Raw genomic sequence first — 21491 nt, 5'->3', positions numbered from 1 at the left:
AATTCACATTTAATAAAAGCCACTTAAGACTAAATTAAGTGGCTTTTTTATTTGAAAAAATGTAGTGTAAATATGTATTTTGTCTGTGTTTTTGACATTTAATCGATTTGCTAAAGAAGGGTTCTACATTCATTTTTAATATGATTAATTTAATGCAATTAATAACTAAAACTAACTCAAATATGAAAAAAATTACTTTAGGTTTATGTTTTGCGTTAACACTTTTGATAGGTTCAAATTTAAGTGCGCAAGTCCTAAACGAATCAGCGAATTGGCCAAGTGTTGATTGGCTATTAACAGGTACTTATAGCGTAGCTGCAGGAGCTTTAGAAGCAGACCCTACCGTAGATGCTAATTTTGCTTATGATGACGATGATGCTGGAAATGGTAGTGATGACAGTATTGCTGCAGAATCTCCAGTAATTGATTTAACAGCTGCTTTTGGAGCAGGTGAAACCTTGTTAACCGTAAATGTAGATTATGTGTATAGAAAGTTTTCTGTCGAGGAATTTCTGAGATTTCAGTATTTTGATGCAGATGCAGTTGCTTGGGTAAATTGGGAACCAGAGTCAATGCCTGGTAATGATTTTACTCTAACCGATGATTTTTGTGCAGGAACTCCGGTTTCATATACAACCGTGGAATTAGATATTGCTAGCTTTACGGCTTTACAACAATCTGGATTTCAATATAGAATACTATTTGATGATGATCCAAATGGCGCTGCTTGGGAATATGGATTTTGTTTAAATTCACCAACAATTACTTCAGCAGCTCCTCTTACTTGTGCTCAAGCTGTAGTTAATGGGACTGCAATTGTTAATGATTGTGGGAATGGGCAATTTCAATTAGATGTAGATGTCGATAGTGTTGGTGATGCAACTTTTATCAATGATGGCACAACGACATTTGCTATTGCAGCTGGAAGTAACATAGTTGGACCTTATGCTAGTGGAACTAATGTTTCCTTAACCATTGAACATAGTGATACCGCTTGTGATTTCACACTTGCTGATACTACTTTTACTTGTCCTACAATACCAGGAGTAGATGCAATTTTAACTATAAATGGCTGTTTAGACGTAGATTCTTTTAATGATGGGTTATATGATGCAAGTGTTAAAGATATTTATTGGGCTCAGCTAGATTATGATGGAGGTTGTTTTGAACTTACCGTAGATACTGAAGGAGGTGATTTTGACACTGAAATAGGCCTTTATGACTCTAATGGATTTTTAATAGAAAATGATGATGATGATGGAACTGATGCCTTGAGTACTATAACTATAGATGCACTTCCAGCAGGAACATACTATATTGCAGCTGGAGCTTTTAATATGGCTTTTGGAGCCGATAATTTTAATGTCACTTCAACACAAACAGCTACAACAGGTTCTCTTTTTATTAATGCAAGTACGCCATCAGACAACACAGTAGATTTCTGTAATTTACAATTTCCATTTGAAGGTAATATAGAGACTGGACAAAACTTTGATGTTTTTACACAAGTCTTTGAGTCTGGAGTTACAGAACCACAAGGTGCTCAAGGAGCTGGTATTGTAGCTTGGATTGGTGTTAGTGAAACAGATGCTACAACCACAGCAGATTTTACTTCAGGTGATTGGACATGGATTTTAGCTGAATATAATGTTAGTGGTCCAGCTACCAACAACGATGAATATTTTGCAGAAATTGGTTCTGGAAGAACAGAAGGAGTGTACTATTACGTTAGTCGTTATTCAATTGATGGTGGACCGTTTACATATGGAGGTATAAATCCTGGTGGTTCAGATGGGAATTTTTGGGATGGAACAAACTTCGTGTCTGGAGAATTAACCGTTACTAATCCACCACCACCAAGTAATGATTTATGTGAAAATGCAACTCCTATTGCTTGTGATGATGTATTAACTGGTCAAACCACAATTCAAGCAACTGGAGGAAGTGCGACGTCTTGTAATGGAACAATTGGAGATGATGTATGGTATCAAATTTCTGGAAATGATACTGAAATTACGATTACCGTTGATGCTTCTGTTCAAGAAGGGCAAATAGGTGTTTATGAAAGTACTGATGGCACTTGTGGTGGTTTCACACTTGGAACTTGTGTAGCTTCAGTTGATGATCTTGGAGGAAATCCAACTTCAGTAGCCTTCCTAGCGAATTCAGGAACTGAATATTTTATTCAAATAGGAAATTGGATTAATGGAGATCCTGGATTGGTATTCCAAATTAGTGCAACATGTACTACATGTCCTGCACCTTCAAATTTAGATGCTAATAATTTTACAGAAACTACGGCTGATTTAAGTTGGGACGAAAATGGAACTTCAACGGAATGGAATATTGAATATGGAGTTCCTGGCTTCATGCAAGGTTCTGGAACTACCTTAGCTCCAGTTAGTACAAATCCTTATGCACTTACCGGACTTACAACTGAAACAGATTATGAATATTATGTGCAAGCAGATTGTGGAGGAGAAACTAGTGATTGGGTTGGCCCATTTGCATTTTCAACATTGCCACCAGCTCCATCAAACGATGATTGCAGTGGAGCTATTCCACTAACACCAGGAGTTGACTTCGCTGCAAATCCAGTGGATGGATCTGTTATAGGAGCTACACTGGCTTCTGAAACTAATAATTGTGGAGTAAATGGTCCTGGAGTGTGGTACTCAGTTGTAGTGCCTGCAGATGGGAATATTACAATTGAGACAGGTCCTGATTCAGCTACTGGAGATACAGCATTTGATTCAGTGATTGAAGCATATTCAGGAGTATGTGGATCTTTAAATTTAATTGAATGCGATGATGATGATGCAGCAACTTTTAACTTCTCGATACTAGATTTAACTGGATTAAATTCTGGAGAAACAATTTATATTAGAGTTTGGGAGTATGGTGGAGATGAAAACGAGCCTTTTGCTATTTCTGCTTACAATGCGACTTTATCTCTTGATTCATTTGAAAACGAAAACGCGTTTGCATATTTCCCTAATCCTGTAAAGAATTTATTAACATTAAAGTCGAGAAATGTGATTCAAAATGTATCAGTAATCAATATGTTAGGACAAGAGGTTCTTAGAGCAACTCCTAATACTATAGAGAGTAATTTAGATATGAATACCTTAAACCAAGGTGCATATTTTGTTAAAGTTACAATTAATGATTCTACTGAAACGATTAGAATTATTAAACAATAGATTATTTTTTTAGTAATGGTAAAAGCCACCTTTCAGGTGGCTTTTTTTTGCTCTAATGTGATTTAGAAAAAATTAAACATGAAGTGTACCTAATCTTTTTTAATTAAATTTACTTTCAATAGAAATTAAATCATGAATAAAAAATACTTAACTGTTAGTTGCTTATTATTGCTTTCAAGTGTTATTCAATCCCAAATAAGCTTTGATGAAACATCAAATGTACATGGCTTAAACGCTTCTTATGGTATTGGCTTTGTTGGTGGTGGAATTTCGTTTTGTGATTTTGATAATGATGGTTGGGATGATGTTACTTTAGCAACAGGAGCAGGAAGTCCTATTAGATTTTTTAAAAATAATATGGGTTCTTTTACAGAATTCTTTCCAAGTATTACCGACTTTAATTACGAGTATAAGCAAGTGATTTGGATAGATTACGATAATGATGGTGATAAAGATCTTTATGTTTCATCATATATTGCTCCAAGTAAGCTTTATAATAATGATGGTAATTTTAATTTTACAGATGTTACATTATCATCAGGAATTTTTACAAGTAATGAAAAGAACTTTGGTGCTTCTTGGGGAGATTATAATAATGATGGGTTTTTAGATGTTTTTCTCACTTACCGTTCGGGAATTGAAAGCAATAGACTCTATCAAAATAATGGTAATGGGACGTTTACAAATGTTAGCAATACAGCAGGTATTTCTAATGTTGGACATCTTTCGTTCTGTGCCAGTTTCTTTGATTATAATAATGATGGTTGGCAAGATATTTATATCGCGAATGATAGAATTGTTACTACAAACATTCTGTATCATAATAATGGAGATGGCACTTTTACTGATGTAAGTGTTCAAACTGGAGCAGATGCACTAATGGAAGCAATGTCAACCACAATAGGCGATTATAATAATGATGGTTGGTTAGATATATATATTACCAATACAAATTATGAATTCCCTGAGATTCCTGAAGCAGAAATTGGAAACGTGTTTTTAAGAAATAATGCAGACGGGACTTTCACCAATGTCGCTATATCAAATGGAACAGATTTTAATAGTATTGCTTGGGGAGCCGTTTTTTTGGATGCCGATAACGACATGAATTTAGATCTTTATGTCAGCGGAATGCTCGATGATTCCTTGTATTTGCCTTCCGCCTTTTACGAAAATGATGGCACTAATAATTATGTAATTCCTAGTAATGCTGGATTTATAAGTGATGTAGAAGAAAGTTATTCCAATGCTATTGGAGATATTAATAATGATGGCTATCCAGATATTATTGTGAATAACGAAGCTGCAAATATGTTTTTATGGGAAAATAATTGTAGTGTTAATAGTAATAATAATTGGCTCAAGGTAAAACTAGAAGGAACAGTGTCGAATAAAGATGGTATAGGTTCTTTTATAGAAATATCAATAAACGGGAATAAACAGTATAGATATACTGTCGCAGGTGAAGGTTATCTATCTCAAAATTCTAATACTGAGTTTTTCGGTTTAGCAGATAATTCAGTTATTGATTATGTAAAAGTGAAATGGCTAAGCGGAATTGAAGATGTATATGTAAACGTTAATGCAAATCAAATTCTAGATGTAATGGAAGGAGGAACCTTAGCAACTGAAACCTATTCATCTTTAGAGGCTAAAATATATCCTAACCCTGTTTCAGATAATGTATTCATTGAACATTCGAAACCTATTAAGCATTTGAAGCTGATAAATACTATTGGGCAAACTGTTTTATCTAAATCTTTTTTAAATCATGTGACTTCAACAAAAATTAATGTTTCCAATTTGGAATTGGGGCATTATATTTTGGTAATTCAAACAGGTAACGGCATAAATTATCAAAAATTAATAAAAAACTAAACTTAACGCTTTGTCGATTATTTTTGCTGTTAACCGATTATTTTTATATTTTTGATGATTAGGGACTTTCTGTATTACTTATTTAACAGATAATCAATACATTTAACGACAAATTTACTTTATTAACTAATACTTATTTTAATATGAAAAAAATTACTTTATTAATGATTTTTGCTTTAGTATGTTCATTTAATTCAAATGCACAATACGTAGATGAAGATTTTGAAAGTGGAACATTTCCTCCAACAGGATGGATTGATGCAGTAGGTACTGCGCTTGCAGATAATGGAGACGCATGGGCTGAAGATGCAACTCGTGCTAATTCACCAACAAGAGCTGCATTTTTTGATGATTTTAATAATGGTGAAGACCACGACAGATGGTTAATTTCGCCTGCATTTGATTTATCTACAGCGGCTAGTCCAGAATTACTTTATTTTGACAATGTTAATTTTGCTGGTTTTGCAGCGACTCAAGAAGTTTTGTGGTCAGATGATTATACAGGTTCTGGAGATCCTGCTTTAGCAACATGGAATTCACTAAATGCTACTATTGGAACTGAAGATGTTTGGGTTCAAAACGGACCATATGCTATTCCATCAACTGGAACTCAGGTTTATGTAGCTTTTCATTACTTAGGAACTTTTGCTGCTGAGTGGTGGATTGATGATGTTTTAGTAAGAGATGCATTAACATGTACTCCTGCTATAGGAACAGCTACTTTAGTTGAAGATTGCCCTAGTTTTGAATTTAGCATTGATGTTGAAGTTACAGACTTAGGAGATTCTACAACAGTGACGGTTACAAATGATGGTGGAGAACCAGATGTAGATGTAACGAGCGTACCAACTACAGTAACATTGGGTCCTTTCCCAGCTGGAACAGCGGTTAATGTATCATTATTACATGATTCTGACAGTGCTTGTGATGTTAATTTAGGAAGCACAGTAGATGCTTGTCCTCCACCAGTACCTGCAAATGACGATTTTGCTAATGCAATTGCTATAGATTGTACTACTACAGGTTTAACAGGAAGTACAGCTTCTGCAACTTTAGATGAAGATGATGCTCCTGATGGTTTTGGTGCTGATATGGATGCGCAAAATGTATGGTTTAGTTATGATAGTGCTACTGAAGGTGCAGCTGATGTTACCGTTAGTTTATGTGGTTCTACTTATGATACATCTTTATTAATTTATACAGGAACTACTGGTAATTTAACTCTAGTTGCTGGTAATGATGATAATGATGCTGCTTGTGGTGCTTTTAGTGTACAAAGTGAATTAACGTTTACTGCTAATGGTACAGATACGTATTATATTGCTGTAGAAGGATTTAATTTTAATAGTGTTGGTGACTTCACTATGACTATTACATGCGCAGCTTCTTGTTCTCCTGCTCAAGCAAATCAAGATTGTGCTAGTGCAACAGGATTAACAGTTGACGGATCTCCAACGACACAGGACAATACGTGTGCAGTTGTTAATGCTACTCAACCTAGTTGTGATTTATTCCAAAGTATTGCAGATTTATGGTTTACGTTTGTAGCACCTGCAAGTGGAGAAGTTGATATTGTGACTTCTTTAGGTACTGCTACAGCTTCTCATTTAGCTGTATATGAAGGTACTTGTGGAGCTTTAACGGAGTTAAGTTGTAGTACTGTTGCTACAGCTGGTGCAAGTTTAACTGGCTTAACAGGTGGAAACACATATTATATTCAATTATGGAATAATGGTTCAGAAGAAGGTACAATTGATATTACGCTTTCTGATGCTTCATTATCTCTTAATTCTTTTGAGAATGAAAATGCATTTTCTTACTTCCCTAATCCAGTGAAGAATGAGTTGTCATTAAGAGCTCAAAATACGATTCAAAATGTATCAGTATTTAATATGTTAGGTCAAGAAGTTCTTAGAGCTACACCTAATACTTTAAATAGTAACTTAGATATGAATGGATTAAGCCAAGGTGCTTACTTCGTTCAAGTAACTATCAATAATGTTACTGAAACAGTAAGGATTTTAAAGCAATAAGCTTTATAAATATTATTTCAAAAGCCACCTTTAAGGTGGCTTTTGTGTTTTGTTTATTTACCTTTGTGTTGTATGGATGCACTACATTATTCATTTATTGTCCCTGTCTTTAATAGGCCGGAAGAGATTAAAGAGCTATTGCAAAGCTTTGTGGAAATTGAAGGCAATATCTCATTTGAAATTGTGATTATTGAAGATGGCTCTACAATAGATTCTAAAGCAGTTGTAAAGAATTTTGACTCTCAGTTGAATATGTCATACTACAGCAAACCTAATTCTGGACCTGGTGATTCTAGAAACTTTGGGATGAAAAAAGCAAAAGGTAATTACTTCATTATTTTAGATTCTGATTGTTTATTGCCTCCTCAGTATTTAAATGTTGTAAATAATGAACTTGAAAAGGAGTATGTAGATTGTTTTGGAGGTCCAGATGCTGCTGACGAATCCTTTACAAATTTGCAAAAAGCAATTAATTTTGCAATGACGTCTTTTATAACTACTGGTGGCATTAGAGGTTCAAAAACAAAGAATAAAAAATTCCAACCAAGAAGTTTTAATATGGGCATTTCTAAAGCGGCTTTTGAAGCGTCTAAAGGATTTAGGAGTATTCATCCAGGTGAAGATCCAGATTTATCAATTAGATTATCTACCTTAGGTTATAAAACTAAACTTTTCAGTAATGCTTTTGTTTATCATAAACGACGTATCTCTTGGTCTAAATTTTATAAGCAAGTACACAAGTTTGGATTAGTAAGACCAATACTTAATTTGTGGCATCCATCAAGTGAGCGCTTTATTTTCTGGTTACCGACCATATTTTGTTTAGGGCTTGTGTTTGCCATTATTTTGGCTGTTTTTGGTAATTATTTTTTATTAATTATATATAGTTCGTATGTTATACTTGCATTTGTAATGGCTTTGTTTCATACCAAAAATTTCATTATTGCAGTGCAAGCAATTTTTGCAATATTTGTTCAGTTTTTTGGTTATGGTTTCGGATTTTTAAAGTCTACTTTTGCAATTAAGTTATTGAAAAAGGAACCAAAGAATTACTATCCTAATCTATTTTTTAAAAATGCTAACTAAATTAAGATCCTTTTTGATTAGATCCATTAAGAATAAAAAGCTTAATGTTTTTGGCTTGTTTTTTTTATTAGCATTTGTAATATTGGTACTAAGTAAGTTATCAAAACAGTATACTGAAACCCTAACGGTTGGTGTTAATATCACTAACCTTCCTGAGGACAAAATTTTGACTAGCAAAGATGAAACAGTATTAAAAGTCAGGGTAACTACTTATGGTTTTAACCTTTTTGGCTCGTATTTTTATGATAAAACGGTTCCTATTGATTTGAAAAATGATGCTTATGTTTATAATGACACCTATGTTTGGTTAGCTAATCGTGCCATGTCAAAGGTAGAAAGTCAATTTGGTAATAGTTTTGAAATTGAGTCAATTCAACCTGACACTTTATTTTTTCCATTTGGCACATTGTCAGTTAGAAAAGTACCAATTAAACTTAATTCCAGTATCGCTTTTGCTTCAGGATATGATACCTTAAAGGGTATGGTGTTGGTACCAGATTCAATTAAAATTATTGGCTCAGATACAGAAATCAAAGCGATAAATTATGTTGAAACTTCAGAATTAAGCTTATTAAACATTAAAGAAAACATCAATACAACCATAAGTCTCGAACTGCCAGAAGAAGTTTCTACATTAAAATTATCTCAAAACGATATTGTCGTTACAGCAGAAGTTCAAAAATTTACAGAAGGCACCCTCGAAATTCCAGTTGTAATTAATAACCTTCCAACAGATATTCAAATCAATTACTTTCCGAAAACAATTAAAGTATCTTATGAAGTAAGTTTAAATGATTATAAATCTATTAAACCGTCCGATTTTAAAATTGAATGTGATTATTTAGAAATTGAGGATGCAAATAAATCGTATTTTACACCTATGTTTAAAAAAGTGCCAACTAATGTAAAGCGCGTAAAGATGAAACAAAATAAAATTGAATACATCATAACAGAATGACCATAGTTGGACTTACAGGAGGTATTGGTAGTGGTAAAACTACAGTTGCTAAGCTATTTGAAAGTTTAGGTATCCCAATTTACATTGCAGATATCGAAGCTAAGCTTTTGATGAATTCCTCCAGCGAAATCAAACGAGACCTTATTGAACTCTTCGGAGAAGAAGCTTATCTTAACAATGAACTTAACAAACCTTTTATAGCGGATAAAATATTTAATAATAAAACGTATTTGAATAAAATGAATGCTATTGTGCACCCAAAAGTTGGTGATCATTTTAGCAGTTGGTTAAAAGTACAACGTTCTCCTTATGTAATAAAAGAAGTCGCTATTATTTTTGAACAGCAATTACAATCACAATACGATCTAATTATTTCCGTTATTGCCAATAAAGACAAACGTTTGCAACGTGTAATTAGCCGAGATCAAAGTACTCCAGATAAAGTTTTAGCGATTATGAAAAATCAAATGAGTGATATCGATAAGGCTAAATTATCTGACTTTGTTATAGTTAACAATGACAAAAGTACACTCATTAATCAGGTTCAGAAAATACACCAATCTATCCTGAAACACATAGATAATTCTACAATTTAACTTTTGTGTTAATGTAAGGTTAAAGGAGCGCACATGTAAATGTTAAAATGTTAAATTTGAGCGATGGGCAAGAAGCTATTCATTTTATTGGTGGTTTTAATGAGTTTATCACTCATAGGCATCATTTTTGTACAGGCATTTTTTATTAATAATACTTTAGAAAATGAGGAAATCAACTTTACTTTAAATGTAAAGCGATCCTTAAGTTCTGTATCAAAAGCCATTGAAGAAAAAGAATTTGAAGTGTATTCAAAAAGACTTCAGAATCTTATTGAAAGCGGTGTAGATCCAGATTCAACAGCGTTGCGACAAATTTTAATTTTAGAACAAGATGATTTGTCCAATGAAACTAGAATTTATGGTAATGCCATTTCAGAAGAAAGCTTTAAAGTGCCATCATTGTTCTTTGACATTGGTTTAGATAGTTTCAATTTAAGTCGCGTAAGAAATACAAGAATAACTGAAACTTACGACAATAATAGAATTGATGGAGGATCCATAAGCTTGCAAAAATCTATAAGAAACATAAGTAATCTTACATATTTAGAAAAAGCTCAATTCGAGTCTATAACGAGAGATCAGTTTAAAAATATTCCTATTTACAAACGTGTTTCTGTTGATGATGTATCGTATCTTTTAGAAAAGCAACTTGAGAATAATGGCATTGATACAGGGTTTGAGTTTGCTATTTATGATAGAGATTTGTCCACAAAAGTGCAGTCTGAAAATTTTGATTTAAATCCAGACTCAACAATTGGAGTACCAGTTTTTCTTGATAACAATAAGGAAAGTGATTATATGCTTTATGTTGATTTTCCGCAAAGGCGGAAGTTTTTGTTGTCGTCTATTTTAGGAATGATAGTATTGTCAATACTTTTTACATCTGTAATCGTAATTGCATATTCCAGCGCCATTTATCAATTGATAAAACAACGCCAAATCTCGCAAATTAAAACAGATTTTATCAATAATATGACACATGAGTTTAAAACACCAATAGCAACTATAAACTTGGCATTAGACTCTATTAAAAATCCTAAAATAATAGGAGATCAGGAGAAAGTAATGCGTTATCTTAAAATGATTAAAGATGAAAACAAACGCATGAATGCTCAAGTAGAAAATGTATTAAGAATTTCTAAGTTAGAAAAAAATGAGCTTAATATAAGTAAGGATAGGGTCAAATTGCACGACATAATAGAAGATGCAGTTAGTCATATTGAATTGATAGTTGAAGATAGAAAAGGGTATGTGAAAACACATTTAAATGCTGAAAAATCATCAGTTCTGGCAAATGATACTCACTTTATAAATGTTATAGTTAATATTCTTGATAATGCAGTAAAGTATAGTGATGATGCTCCAAAAATTGATGTCTATACAGAAAATGTTGGAACGAATATATTATTAAAAATTGCCGATCAAGGTAATGGAATGTCTAAACAAGTACAGAAAAAAGTGTTTGAAAAATTTTATAGAGAACATACAGGAAATGTACACAATGTAAAAGGTCACGGATTAGGGTTGGCTTATGTTAAACGAATAGTAGATGATCATCAAGGTCATATATCAGTAGAAAGTGAAAAAGGAAAAGGCAGTGTATTTACAATTAAACTGCCACTAATATCATAAATTATGGAAGAACAAAACAAAAAAATACTTTTAGTCGAAGATGATCCAAATTTTGGAACGGTTTTAAAAGACTACTTAAATATGAATGATTATGATGTTGTTCATGCAAAAAATGGAATGGAAGGTTTCGAGAAATTCAAAAAAGATGATTTTGATCTTTGCATTCTTGATGTCATGATGCCTTATAAAGATGGATTTACGCTTGCAAAAGAAATCCGCGAAAAAAATACCGATGTCCCAATCATCTTTTTAACGGCAAAAGCCATGAAAGAAGATGTCCTGAAAGGTTATAAAGTAGGTGCAGATGATTATTTGAATAAGCCATTCGATAGCGAAGTTCTTTTAATGAAAATAAAAGCCATTATTCAACGTAAGGCTACAGATTCGATTACAGATAGTAAACAATTTGAATTTAAGATTGGTAGGTTCGATTTAAACTCTAAACTGCGTTTCTTGAAATTTGATGGAAAAGATCCAATAAAATTATCTCCTAAAGAAAACGAATTGTTACGACTTTTAGCACTTCATGAAAATGATTTAATGCCAAGAGAATTAGCACTGACAAAAATATGGAGAGATGATAATTATTTTACATCTAGAAGTATGGATGTGTATATTGCTAAACTTAGAAAGTATTTGAAACTTGATGAGAAAGTAGAGATTTTGAATATTCATGGGGAAGGATTTAGATTAGTTGTAAATCAAGACGCATAGAAATTATCTTCTATAAAATATGAATCCAGCTATTAAGCTGGATTTTTTTTGCCATAAAAAAAGCCTATCATTTAATGATAGGCTTGAATTTTAAAAAACTAATTAAATATTAGATAACTTTTACGTTAATCGCGTTTAATCCTTTTTTTCCTTCTGTTAAGTCGAATTCTACTTCATCACCTTCTCTAATCTCATCGATTAAACCAGAAATGTGTACAAAATGTTCTTTGTTGTTGTCTTCTTCAGTGATGAATCCAAATCCTTTAGAATCGTTGAAGAATTTTACGGTACCTTTACTCATAATAAATTTATTTATTTAAGCTGCAAAAGTAGTTTTTATTAATGGAATAATGGTGGCTTATTTGTTTTTATTTCAATAACTATCCTAAATTGATTTATTTGCTATTAGTTATTGCTGAAATAATAACTTCAGTTTTGGTGGTATAATCAAACCAAAAGGTATCCGTGTTTTTTTTGAACCAAGTCAGTTGACGTTTTGCAAAACGTCTCGTATTCTTCTTAATTTCTGATATTGCAAAATCTAAAGTCCATTGTTGATCTAAAAATTTGAATAGTTCTTTATAACCAACGGTATTTAAGGCATTCAAGTGTTGTTTAGATTGTAAACCTTTAACTTCGCTAAGTAAGCCTTCTGCCATCATTTGATCGACACGCTTATTAATTCTGTCATATATGATCTCACGTTCTGCAGTCAAACCAATTGTAATGGTTTTAAAAGGTCTTGTTTTACGGGTTGAGGTCAAAAAGGAGGAATAAGGTTGCTTACTTCCAATACAAACTTCTAAGGCTCTAATTAATCGGTGTGGATTGTCAATTGCAATAGACTCGTATGATTTAGGATCTAAAGTTTTCAGTTGTTCTTGCAAAGATTCTATTCCTTTAGATTTTAGTTCTTCATTTAAAGACACTCTAATATTGGGATCAATATTTGGAAACTCATCCAATCCTTTAGTAACGGCATCTGCATACAGTCCAGAACCTCCAACCATGATTACAATATCATTGGTTTTAAAAAGTGTTTCTAATGTTTTTAGCGCTTCTTTTTCAAAATCACCAACACTATAGATGTCTTCAATAGTTTTATGATGAATAAAATGATGCTGAGCTGAAGCCAATTCGGATGGAGTAGGAGCTGCAGTTCCAATTTGCATTTCTTTATAAAATTGTCTTGAATCTGCTGAAATAATTTCAGTATCAAAATGTTGTGCCAATTTTATGCTTAGCGCAGTTTTGCCGATAGCAGTTGGACCAACAATTGAAATAAGAACTTTAGTCATAATGTAATTTACAACCACATTTGTGGCAGAATTCTGCACCATCTTGATGCGATTGGGAGAGACAATTCACACAACATTGGGTATTAAGTTGAAAATCTTTTAGGTGTTTTTGTTCTTCGTCTGAGATTCTCTTTTTATCGTTGCTACCTGTGGCTTTAGTATACTCTGCAGACACAATGCCAGTTGGAACTGCAATTATTCCATAACCTAAAATCATGATTATTGAAGCAATGAGTTGACCTAAAGGTGTTTGTGGTGCGATATCTCCAAAACCAACTGTTGTAAGGGTTACAATACACCAATAGACACTTTTTGGAATATTTGTAAATCCGTTCTCTTCACCTTCAACCAAATACATAATAGTACCAAAAATTATGGCAGCAATAAGTACTGCGAATAAAAACACTGAAATCTTAGCTCTACTAGCTTTTATGGCATTTGCAAGTTGGTTTGATGCGCCAAGATATCTTGCTAATTTCAAAATTCTAAAGACACGTAACAATCTTAAAGCTCTAAGCGCTACTAAAGCATGAGTGCCTGCCAACATGAGCGATAAGTACTTAGGAATGGTCGACAATAAATCAATAATACCATAGAAACTCAAAATATATTTTAGTGGTTTCTTAACCGTTACAATTCTTGCAATGTATTCGATACTAAATAAAATGGTAATAATCCATTCAGAGATGTTTAAAAAGGTATGGTATTTTTCATCAAAACTGTTGATACTTTCTAGCATTACAAGAATTATACTTGCTAGAATAGTTATAAGCAGAATAACATCAAACAATTTTCCAGCAGGTGTATCGGCTTCATATATAATTTCATGAAGTTTCTGTCTCCAGTTCGTATTTGAATTTTGTTCGCTCATTGTATCAAAAGTACTAAAAACATTATTCTTTCTTCTCTAATACAATCAAAGAGTTACTTTGAATGTCAACAACTTTAGTCATTATCGTTTTTAGACCATCATAGAATACCGAATCATAAATAGGCTCGTTAAATGATAGTTTAAAATACATGGTTACTGAATTTTCGTTTTGTTGTGCAGAAAACAAAAAGGACCCTTTATTTCCCGGAAGTTTTAAGTTTGTTGGCTCTGGTATTTCAGTAATTGTATAGCTGTCATCTACATTTATTTTAAACTTATAAATAAAGGCATCTTTGTATCCAAAATCAATAGGATAACTTCTTTGTTGAAGTTTAAATGGGTTATCCTCAAAAAATTTAAATAAAAACGGGTTTAAATACACGGTTTCACCAACAACATCAGGCGAAGCTTCAATAGTGAAACTAGCATTAAAATCATCTCCTGTTTGTTCTGTATCAAAAACTTTAAAATCTGAAATATTTAATGAACTGTGCTCATTTTTGTAATCGTCAATGAAACTCTCACTATTACTGAAATAGGCTTTACGAGTGCCTAGAGAATGATATCCAGTAGACATATAGTCTACTTTTCCATGTAATACCTGATTAGAATCTAAATTTAATTCAGAGCTATAAACAATGAGACTTGGGTCTTTTATTTCAATAGGATACCATGAACTTCCATTTTTAAAATCAAGGAGTCTACCATACTGATTTAAACATCTAAATGGAATTTGTCCAAACGTAAAATAATCTTCTGTACCATCGAGAAGATAGGTTTGTCCATCGATATCTGCTTTTACTATTAAATAATTGAAATCGGAAAGTACTGGGTAAATTTTTGTGACAAGTCCATTATTTCTAGTTGAAAGTATGAGTGGTTTAACTTCAATGTCATGCTCCTTGAGAAGTAAATATAATAAGGTGTTGATATCTCCAACCGAACCCGTTTTGTTCTTGATTAGGTCTTTTATAGAAACGTGTTGGAAGAGGTTAAATGTTTCATTCCATATGTAATTGTTTTGAACATAATTTAAAATAGATTTTGCTTTTTCAATTGGGTTATCTATTGAGGAAATGGCATCAGGTAACAGGTCTTTTACCTTATTTTGTTGATTTAACTGCCTACCTAAATCGGTGTCCTTTTTAATTTCGTTGTCCGTGTTTTTCCAACTTTTAGTATAATTATTTACGTCTCCTGTAAAATTTCGAAATGTTTTTAATTCATATTCAATTCTTGCTAGATAATTAGTTCTAGTAGTCATGTAATCTTCATCAATAAAGGCAGGAATATCTACCATGACATATTTGCTAATACTACAATCTGCATTAGCATTTCCTGCTTCGAGGCATCTTTTTTTAATTTTTATCTCATTGGTTGTTAGTTTTTTACCACCAACTAGTTTAATGTTGTACTCCCAGTTTCCGGGAATACTTGTATTGTATTCACTATATAATTTAGGAATTTCGTCTTGAAAATTCCAACTCTTATATTTATACATAAAAGGAGATTCTAAGGTATAGCTATAATTGATGACTGAGCCTTCCTTAATATTAGGAAAAGCAAACTTCATTAATGTATAATTGTCGTTATATTTCTCTTCAAAAATATCAATTTTTTTGAGTGCCGTTTTAACTATTTTTCCGTTATCAACATTATAAACAGTCGCATTTATATCTTTAACTTTTTCTTTATCTCCATCTTTATTATCGTAAAGTAAAATTGATATTTCGGCATGTTCAAAACCATTTCGATTAAAGACTTTTAATTTACGTTTGATTTCGGTATTTAACTTGAAGCTATTTGGATCAACAAAACTATTTCCCATTTCATAAATCAGTAAAGCATTAGCAGTAGAGTCTTTTGCAAATGAGTTAAGTTCAATATCTGGTCGAGTGACTTCATATGAAATCGAAAACGTATTGGTTTGAGCACTTATATTTAAGAACACTAGGCATAGAATAAAACAAAAATTTTTCATAAGGCTATAATGGAATTGTCTTAATACGTTTATTACGTCTTAAGTAACTTTGAATAATATGTTGTGTATCTCTATTGTTTTCCATAGGTGTAATAATAGTTTGAAGGACTTCAATATTTGTGATTTGATAATTCAAATCAAAGAAACCTAAGCCTTTAAAAACACCATTCTGGATATATATCACACTTCGCTCATCAATATCTCTGCCTTTGTCAACAATAATCATGTCTTTATTGTCGTAACTGTATTTTTCAATAAGTTGATTAACACGTGTATTATAAGATTCTGCAGGCTCTTGTTCAACACAAGCACCATTACATTCCTTAATTGTATAATTAAAGCAGCTACTTTTGGTCTTATATAATCCAGTGAGTTTTTGACATAAATTAAAGTCTTCAACAACCCTAAACATAAAACTTTTAGCACTCTGCCGATTCGTAAATGTGGTTATTGGTTTTTTACTACCATCAGCTACATCAATATGAAGAATATTATAATCATTATGATCTTGATAACTATACAATGCATGTGTAAAGATATTTCGTCTTAAAGCTCTATTATGAATTGGTTTATTACGTTTAATTTCTTCACTTTCTTTTAATAATGCCACAAGTTCACTCCCTGTTTTCTCGTAGGTCACCGAAGCCACTTGCAGTTGTATTTTTTTAGATTTTGTGCTTTTATCAGTTAAATGCTGATTAATACGGTGTTTTATATTATTGCTTTTTCCTATGTAGATAATTTTCCCATCAGCATCATGAATATAGTAAATTCCTGTAACTGCTGGTAAGGCTTCAATAATAGCTTTGTGATTTGGATGTAATCGTTTTTCAGTAACTGCTTTTTTGATATTATTTTCAACAATTGACTTGTCTGAATCTTTTGCGAGTAACATTTTGAAAAGCTTTACTGTAGCCATGGCATCACCATTGGCACGATGTCTGTCGCTAACTGGAATTCCCAAGGACCTCGTTAGTTTCCCTAAGCTGTATGAAGGTTGATCCGGAATTAATTGTTTTGAAAGTTCAACAGTACAAAGTGTTTCACGTTTAAATCCGAAACCTAAGCGCTTAAATTCTGTTCTAAGAATGCGATAATCAAATGATGAATTGTGTGCAACAATAATGCAGTCTTCGGTAATTTCGACTATGCGTTTGGCTACTTCATAAAATTTAGGAGCAGTTTTAAGCATATTACTGTTAATACCTGTAAGATTAACTACAAAGGGTTGAATATCTCGTTCTGGATTAACAAGACTAATAAATTTATCTACGACTTTATGACCATCAAATTTATAGATGGCAATTTCAGTTATCCCTTCCTCGTTGTACTTTCCGCCTGTAGTTTCTATGTCTAGTATCGCGTAGATAAATATATATTTTTAAATTGAATAATTACGACTTCCAAATATACTACTTCCAACTCTAATCATAGTGCTTCCGCAGTCAATTGCTAATTTAAAATCACCACTCATTCCCATTGAAAGGGTATTAAAATTTGGATGCTCTAATTTGAATTCATCATAACACGATTTCAAGTATTTAAATTCTTTTTCAATAATCGATTGATCATCAGTAAATGTAGCCATTCCCATTAGACCAACAATGGAAACATTGTTACATTCTGCATAGGCTTTTGATTCTAGAATTTTTAAAGCATCGTTCTTAGTTAAGCCAAATTTGCTATCTTCTTTTGCAATTTTTATTTGTAATAAACAGTGTATTTGTTTGTCATGTTTCATTGCCTGCTTATTGATTTCCTCAAGTAGTCTAAGGCTATCTACAGCGTGAATATAGCTCACAAACTTAGCCATGTATTTCACTTTGTTACGCTGTACATGTCCAATCATATGCCATACGATGTCTTTAGGCAATTGTTCATATTTCTCAGCCATTTCTTGGATTTTATTTTCTCCAAAATTACGCTGACCAGCATCATAAGCTGCCATCAAATCCGAAACTGGTTTGGTCTTTGACACAGCAACCAAAGTCACATGTTCTGGTATTTGTGATTTTATATCATTGAGGTTTTTTGCTATGCTCATTTATAATTTTCTTTCAGTAAGAATCTAAAACTAGGTTAATATGACGTGTTTTTAAAACTCATATATGGTAATACCACTTCTCAATTTAGGTAAGATATATGTGCTTTTAGGTGGCATTTTTAAGCCCTCATCTGCAATTTGTTTCATTTGCTCAACTGTTGTAGGACACATTCCGAAACCGACTTTAAATTCTCCACTATCAACACTACTTTTTATGGTGATCATTTCATGTTGACCATTGACATATTCGATGCGGTTATCGTTTCGTAAATCATCAATTCCTAAAACTGGTTGTAAAATGGTTTTATACAACAATTGTGCATCTAATTTATCTAAAGCTGTACCGAATTCATAACTTGTTTTTCTTAAGTATAATGAATAAAACTCACCATCTAAATACATGCTAAAGTGATGTGGTTTAGAAGGATTATAAGGCATTGCACCTCTATTTTCAATGCGATATTGAGCATCTAGTTGGATTAAAAATTCTTCTTTACTTAAACCATTTAAGTCTTTTATTAATCTATTAAATTCATGTATTACTAGCTCTGATTCCGGAATGAGATACGACATAAAAAAGTTGTAAGATTCTGAACCATCATGATTAGGATTGCTTGCCTTTTCCTCAGAATACAGCAAATATGATGAAGCCGATCGATGATGACCATCTGCAATATAAATAGTATTCATTTTCTCAAACTCCTTCTGAATTATTGCAATAGTATCTTCATTATCTAATTTCCATAAAAAATGGGTGTCTCTATAAGTCATGGTGAATTCAAATTCAGCATAGCCCTTTTGAGCCTTTTTAATGATTTCTGAAATGATATCATTGTCAGGATAAGTCAGCAAAACGGGTTCAGCATTAAAACCTACAGTTTTTAAATAGCTTTTAAAAGTTTCTTCACGTTTGGCTAATGTATCTTCATGTTTTTTGATAATGTCACTTTCATAATCTTCAGCACTTGTTGCGGCAATAATCCCGTTGAATTCTTGTCCGTGTCTATTCACAATTTTATAAACATAAAATGAAGGCTTCGTATCTTGAACAAATACGCCATCTTCTTTAAATTCTAAATAGCGATTTTTAACCAATTTGTAACGATCTTCACCAGTAATGACCTGATCGTATTTGTAGCCAGGATTTACGATATGAAGAAAACTAAACGGATTGTAATCCATTCGAGATTCGCGCTCATCAACTGTATAACTCTGATAAGGACGTGCAGCAACCAAGCCAACAATAGCTCTTGTTGGACGAACTGCTTTAAATGGAATTACTTTTGCCATGTTATGACTATTGAAACTGTTTTGATACATGTTCGGCTTTCCTACTTTCAGAATAATCGTAAAAGCCTTCACCAGATTTCACACCTAATTTACCAGCCCTAACCATATTTACTAATAATGGACAAGGTGCGTATTTAGGATTTTTAAATCCGTCATACATAACATTCAAAATAGATAAACAAACATCAAGACCAATAAAATCTGCTAATTGCAATGGCCCCATTGGATGTGCCATGCCTAATTTCATAACAGTGTCAATTTCTTCAACGCCAGCAACACCATTGTATAAAGTTTCAACAGATTCGTTAATCATTGGCATTAAAATTCTGTTGGCAACAAAACCAGGATAATCATTAACTTCAGTAGGAATTTTACCTAAAGTTTTTGATAACTCCATAATGGTATTGGTCACTTCGTCACTTGTATTGTAACCACGAATAATTTCAACCAATTTCATAATTGGGACAGGATTCATAAAGTGCATGCCAATCACCATTTCTGGACGAGAGGTTACAGCAGCAATCTGAGTAATAGAAATAGAAGAAGTATTCGTTGCTAAAATGGTGTCATCAGGACAAGCTTCGTCGAGTTGTTTGAAGATATTTAGCTTTAAGTCGATATTCTCAGTAGCAGCTTCAACAACTAATCCAGCATACTCAACACCTTCTGTAACGCTAGTAAATGTGGTAATATTAGCTAAAGTTACTTGTTTGTCAGTTTCGGTAATTCGTTCTTTGGCCACCATACGATCTAAGTTTTTCGCAATGGTATCCATACCTCGCTTTAAAGAGGCTTCACTAATATCGATTAATTGAACTTTAAATCCAGATTGAGCAAAGGTATGGGCAATGCCGTTTCCCATAGTTCCTGCTCCAATAACTGCAACATTTTTCATTTTGTAATATTTAATGGTTTCCATTTTATGGAAACTAAGGTTATGTATTGTTTAAAATTGATCTATTATCATTGTAGCAACACGCAATGCTTCGGTACCGTCATGAAGGGTTACAATAGGAGTTGTATTGTTGTTGATTGCATCTGCAAACGTTTCTAATTCGTCTAAAATAGCGTTGTTATTGGCTACATCAGGATTGTCGAAATAGATTTGTTTTTTGATGCCTTCAGCATTTTGAAGTATCATATCAAAATCTCCAGGTTGTTCTGGAGCATCTTTCATTTTAACAACTTCACATTTCTTCTCTAGGAAATCCACAGATATATACGCATCTTTCTGAAAAAACCGTGTTTTACGCATATTTTTTAATGAAATACGACTCGCTGTTAAATTAGCCACACAACCGTTTTCAAATTCGATACGAGCATTAGCAATATCAGGCGTGTCACTAATTACTGAAACACCACTTGCAGACACATTTTTCACCTTAGATTTTACAACACTAAGGATAATATCGATATCATGAATCATTAAATCTAATACCACTGGAACATCTGTACCACGAGGATTAAATTCAGCTAAGCGATGTGTTTCAATAAACATTGGATTGTTGATTTGATCTCTTACAGCAATAAATGCTGGATTAAATCGCTCTACATGTCCTACTTGTCCTCGAATATCATGTTCTGCTAAAAGTTCTCTTATGTGTTCTGCTTCTTCAACGGTATTTGTAATTGGTTTTTCAATAAAAATATGTTTTCCTTTGGCGATTGCTTTTTTTGCACAATCATAATGTGATAATGTAGGAGTAACAATATCAACCATGTCAACAGCATCGATAAGACCTTCGATGGTATCAAAGTATGTATAACCAAACTCTTCAACTACCTTTTTTGCGTTGGTAGCATCTGCATCATAAAATCCTACAAGGTCATATTTTTTAGATTGGTTAAGAAGTCTTAAATGAATCTTACCTAGGTGACCAGCACCAAGAACACCAGCTTTTAGCATT

Annotated in this window: 17 protein-coding genes; 8 read left to right on the top strand and 9 right to left on the bottom strand. The window is 32.7% G+C overall.

Going from position 1 to position 21491, the window contains the following annotated elements; translation table 11 throughout:
* Positions 1–182 precede the first annotated feature (182 nt).
* The 8 genes from VOI25_RS04610 to VOI25_RS04575 all read left to right on the top strand — a co-directional run bounded on the left by VOI25_RS04610 (position 183) and on the right by VOI25_RS04575 (position 12100).
* Entirely contained in the window at positions 183–3203 is a 3021-nt protein-coding gene (locus tag VOI25_RS04610) for a T9SS type A sorting domain-containing protein (protein WP_323787820.1), read from the top strand.
* 132 nt (positions 3204–3335) lie between these two features.
* The gene (locus tag VOI25_RS04605) at positions 3336–5081 is read left to right on the top strand and encodes an FG-GAP-like repeat-containing protein (protein ID WP_323787819.1); all 1746 of its coding nucleotides are present in this window, start codon (positions 3336–3338) and stop codon (positions 5079–5081) included.
* Between the two features lie 143 nt (positions 5082–5224).
* On the top strand, positions 5225–7114 hold the full coding sequence (locus VOI25_RS04600; RefSeq protein ID WP_323787818.1) for a T9SS-dependent choice-of-anchor J family protein: 1890 nt from the start codon (positions 5225–5227) through the stop codon (positions 7112–7114).
* 72 nt (positions 7115–7186) lie between these two features.
* On the top strand, positions 7187–8200 hold the full coding sequence (locus VOI25_RS04595) for a glycosyltransferase (RefSeq protein WP_323787817.1): 1014 nt from the start codon (positions 7187–7189) through the stop codon (positions 8198–8200).
* Positions 8190–9158, top strand: a complete 969-nt coding sequence (locus tag VOI25_RS04590) for a CdaR family protein (RefSeq protein ID WP_323787815.1) — start codon at positions 8190–8192, stop codon at positions 9156–9158. Before VOI25_RS04595 ends, VOI25_RS04590 begins: the two co-directional genes overlap by 11 nt.
* Positions 9155–9754, top strand: coding sequence for a dephospho-CoA kinase (gene coaE / locus VOI25_RS04585; RefSeq protein ID WP_323787813.1), 600 nt, complete (start codon positions 9155–9157; stop codon positions 9752–9754). The genes VOI25_RS04590 and coaE overlap by 4 nt, the downstream gene beginning before the upstream one ends.
* Before the next feature lie 63 nt (positions 9755–9817).
* Entirely contained in the window at positions 9818–11386 is a 1569-nt protein-coding gene (locus VOI25_RS04580) for a HAMP domain-containing sensor histidine kinase (RefSeq protein WP_323787811.1), read from the top strand.
* Positions 11387–11389: 3 nt separating this feature from the next.
* The gene (locus VOI25_RS04575; protein WP_323787809.1) at positions 11390–12100 is read left to right on the top strand and encodes a response regulator transcription factor; all 711 of its coding nucleotides are present in this window, start codon (positions 11390–11392) and stop codon (positions 12098–12100) included.
* Positions 12101–12209: 109 nt separating this feature from the next.
* Here VOI25_RS04575 and VOI25_RS04570 read toward each other — a convergent pair whose 3' ends face one another.
* From VOI25_RS04570 to VOI25_RS04530, 9 genes are all read right to left on the bottom strand, one after another.
* Positions 12210–12401: a cold shock domain-containing protein gene (locus VOI25_RS04570; protein ID WP_323787808.1), complete on the bottom strand. Its 192-nt coding sequence runs from the start codon at positions 12399–12401 to the stop codon at positions 12210–12212.
* 94 nt (positions 12402–12495) lie between these two features.
* Positions 12496–13398: a tRNA (adenosine(37)-N6)-dimethylallyltransferase MiaA gene (gene miaA, locus VOI25_RS04565; RefSeq protein WP_323787807.1), complete on the bottom strand. Its 903-nt coding sequence runs from the start codon at positions 13396–13398 to the stop codon at positions 12496–12498.
* Positions 13391–14269: an ion transporter gene (locus VOI25_RS04560; protein WP_323787806.1), complete on the bottom strand. Its 879-nt coding sequence runs from the start codon at positions 14267–14269 to the stop codon at positions 13391–13393. Before VOI25_RS04560 ends, miaA begins: the two co-directional genes overlap by 8 nt.
* Positions 14270–14291: 22 nt before the next feature.
* Positions 14292–16250 carry a DUF3857 domain-containing protein gene (locus VOI25_RS04555; RefSeq protein WP_323787805.1) on the bottom strand — a complete coding sequence of 653 codons (1959 nt, stop codon included), beginning with the start codon at positions 16248–16250 and terminating at the stop codon, positions 14292–14294.
* Positions 16251–16254: 4 nt separating this feature from the next.
* Positions 16255–17619 carry an exonuclease domain-containing protein gene (locus VOI25_RS04550; protein WP_323788155.1) on the bottom strand — a complete coding sequence of 455 codons (1365 nt, stop codon included), beginning with the start codon at positions 17617–17619 and terminating at the stop codon, positions 16255–16257.
* Positions 17620–17631: 12 nt separating this feature from the next.
* Positions 17632–18294, bottom strand: coding sequence for a YggS family pyridoxal phosphate-dependent enzyme (locus VOI25_RS04545; protein WP_323787804.1), 663 nt, complete (start codon positions 18292–18294; stop codon positions 17632–17634).
* A gap of 51 nt (positions 18295–18345) precedes the next feature.
* Positions 18346–19584: a DUF1015 domain-containing protein gene (locus tag VOI25_RS04540; RefSeq protein WP_323787803.1), complete on the bottom strand. Its 1239-nt coding sequence runs from the start codon at positions 19582–19584 to the stop codon at positions 18346–18348.
* A gap of 7 nt (positions 19585–19591) precedes the next feature.
* Positions 19592–20479, bottom strand: a complete 888-nt coding sequence (locus tag VOI25_RS04535) for a 3-hydroxybutyryl-CoA dehydrogenase (RefSeq protein ID WP_323787802.1) — start codon at positions 20477–20479, stop codon at positions 19592–19594.
* A 51-nt stretch (positions 20480–20530) separates the two neighbouring features.
* A complete protein-coding gene (locus VOI25_RS04530) occupies positions 20531–21490 on the bottom strand; it encodes a Gfo/Idh/MocA family oxidoreductase (protein ID WP_323787801.1) in 960 nt (319 codons plus the stop codon).
* Between the last annotated feature and the right edge of the window lies 1 nt (position 21491).

Origin of the sequence: Psychroserpens sp., assembly GCF_034670085.1 — a bacterium.
GTDB lineage: Bacteria > Bacteroidota > Bacteroidia > Flavobacteriales > Flavobacteriaceae > Psychroserpens.
The sequence above is the reverse complement of the archived record's forward strand: the minus strand, read 5'-3'. Positions and strand labels throughout refer to the sequence as shown.

Coding starts and splice junctions, on each gene's coding strand:
- VOI25_RS04600 (WP_323787818.1), top strand. CDS start 5,225: ATGAAAAAAATTACTTTATTAATGATTTTTGCTTTAGTATGTTCATTT.
- VOI25_RS04610 (WP_323787820.1), top strand. CDS start 183: ATGAAAAAAATTACTTTAGGTTTATGTTTTGCGTTAACACTTTTGATA.
- VOI25_RS04570 (WP_323787808.1), bottom strand. CDS start 12,401: ATGAGTAAAGGTACCGTAAAATTCTTCAACGATTCTAAAGGATTTGGA.
- VOI25_RS04575 (WP_323787809.1), top strand. CDS start 11,390: ATGGAAGAACAAAACAAAAAAATACTTTTAGTCGAAGATGATCCAAAT.
- VOI25_RS04560 (WP_323787806.1), bottom strand. CDS start 14,269: ATGAGCGAACAAAATTCAAATACGAACTGGAGACAGAAACTTCATGAA.
- VOI25_RS04605 (WP_323787819.1), top strand. CDS start 3,336: ATGAATAAAAAATACTTAACTGTTAGTTGCTTATTATTGCTTTCAAGT.
- VOI25_RS04530 (WP_323787801.1), bottom strand. CDS start 21,490: ATGCTAAAAGCTGGTGTTCTTGGTGCTGGTCACCTAGGTAAGATTCAT.
- VOI25_RS04555 (WP_323787805.1), bottom strand. CDS start 16,250: ATGAAAAATTTTTGTTTTATTCTATGCCTAGTGTTCTTAAATATAAGT.
- VOI25_RS04535 (WP_323787802.1), bottom strand. CDS start 20,479: ATGAAAAATGTTGCAGTTATTGGAGCAGGAACTATGGGAAACGGCATT.
- VOI25_RS04595 (WP_323787817.1), top strand. CDS start 7,187: ATGGATGCACTACATTATTCATTTATTGTCCCTGTCTTTAATAGGCCG.
- VOI25_RS04540 (WP_323787803.1), bottom strand. CDS start 19,584: ATGGCAAAAGTAATTCCATTTAAAGCAGTTCGTCCAACAAGAGCTATT.
- VOI25_RS04545 (WP_323787804.1), bottom strand. CDS start 18,294: ATGAGCATAGCAAAAAACCTCAATGATATAAAATCACAAATACCAGAA.
- miaA (WP_323787807.1), bottom strand. CDS start 13,398: ATGACTAAAGTTCTTATTTCAATTGTTGGTCCAACTGCTATCGGCAAA.
- VOI25_RS04580 (WP_323787811.1), top strand. CDS start 9,818: ATGGGCAAGAAGCTATTCATTTTATTGGTGGTTTTAATGAGTTTATCA.
- coaE (WP_323787813.1), top strand. CDS start 9,155: ATGACCATAGTTGGACTTACAGGAGGTATTGGTAGTGGTAAAACTACA.
- VOI25_RS04590 (WP_323787815.1), top strand. CDS start 8,190: ATGCTAACTAAATTAAGATCCTTTTTGATTAGATCCATTAAGAATAAA.